Origin of the sequence: Rhodococcus sp. I2R (genome assembly GCF_020889545.1) — a bacterium.
Lineage (GTDB): Bacteria > Actinomycetota > Actinomycetes > Mycobacteriales > Mycobacteriaceae > Rhodococcoides.
The window spans coordinates 2,077-3,578 of record NZ_JAHUTG010000051.1; the positions used below are offsets into that span (position 1 = coordinate 2,077).

Genomic DNA, 1,502 nt, shown 5'->3' on the forward strand with positions numbered 1-1,502 from the left:
GGTCATTCGGCGGACGAGTTTCTCACTCGTCTTTCGCTACTCATGCCTGCATTCTCACTCGCACAGCCTCCACACCTGGATCACTCCGATGCTTCCACGGCTGCACGACGCTCCCCTACCCATCCACACACCTGGCTGCATCCCCGTAGGAACACAGCGGGCTATCGTATGAATGCCGCAGCTTCGGTGGTGTACTTGAGCCCCGCTACATTGTCGGCGCAGGATCACTTGACCAGTGAGCTATTACGCACTCTTTCAAGGGTGGCTGCTTCTAAGCCAACCTCCTGGTTGTCTTCGCGACCCCACATCCTTTTCCACTTAGTACACGCTTAGGGACCTTAGCTGGCGATCTGGGCTGTTTCCCTCTCGACCACGAACCTTATCGCCCGCAGTCTCACTGCCACGCTCTCACTCATCGGCATTCGGAGTTTGGCTGATTTCGGTAAGCCGGTAAGCCCCCTAGACCATCCAGTAGCTCTACCTCCGACGAGAAACACGTGACGCTGCACCTAAATGCATTTCGGGGAGAACCAGCTATCACGGAGTTTGATTGGCCTTTCACCCCTACCCACAACTCATCCCCTCAGTTTTCAACCTAAGTGGGTTCGGTCCTCCACGACGTCTTACCGTCGCTTCAACCTGGCCATGGGTAGATCACTCCGCTTCGGGTCTAGAACACGCCACTACACACCCAAACGGTGATACGCCCTATTCGGACTCGCTTTCGCTACGGCTACCCCACACGGGTTAACCTCGCGACATGCCACTAACTCGCAGGCTCATTCTTCAAAAGGCACGCCATCACCAGCCACAGTAAACTGCGCACCAGCTCTGACGGATTGTAAGCGCACGGTTTCAGGTACTATTTCACTCCCCTCCCGGGGTACTTTTCACCTTTCCCTCACGGTACTAGTCCGCTATCGGTCACCAGGGAGTATTCAGGCTTATCGGGTGGTCCCGACAGATTCACAGCAGATTTCACGGGCCCGCTGCTACTTGGGCACCCACACACAACAGTTGCAATGTTTTCGTCTACGGGACTCTCACCCTCTACGACAGGCCGTTCCAGACCACTTCGACTAACACCACAATTTTTTACTGTCGGCCGATCCGGCAGAATCGACATGCATGAACCCCACAACCCTCCATACGCAACCCCTGCCGGGTATCACACGCACAAAGTTTGGCCTCCTCCGCTTTCGCTCGCCACTACTCACGGAATCACAATTGTTTTCTCTTCCTGTGGGTACTGAGATGTTTCACTTCCCCACGTTCCCTCCACACACCCTATATATTCAGGTGCAGGTAACACGACATCACTCGTGCTGGGTTTCCCCATTCGGACACCCTCGGATCACAGCTCGGTTGACAGCTCCCCGAGGCTTATCGCAGCCTCCTACGTCCTTCATCGGCTCCTGGTGCCAAGGCATCCACCGTACGCTCTAAACTACTTACAAAAAAGATGCTCGCGTCCACTGTGCAATTCTCAAACAACACACACA

1 rRNA gene (running past one end of the window) is annotated in these 1,502 nt (G+C 54.9%); it reads right to left on the bottom strand.

The features are described from left to right. A 23S ribosomal RNA gene (locus KVY23_RS24575) occupies positions 1-1,457 on the bottom strand (it extends 1,805 nt beyond the left edge of the window). Positions 1,458-1,502: the final 45 nt, after the last annotated feature.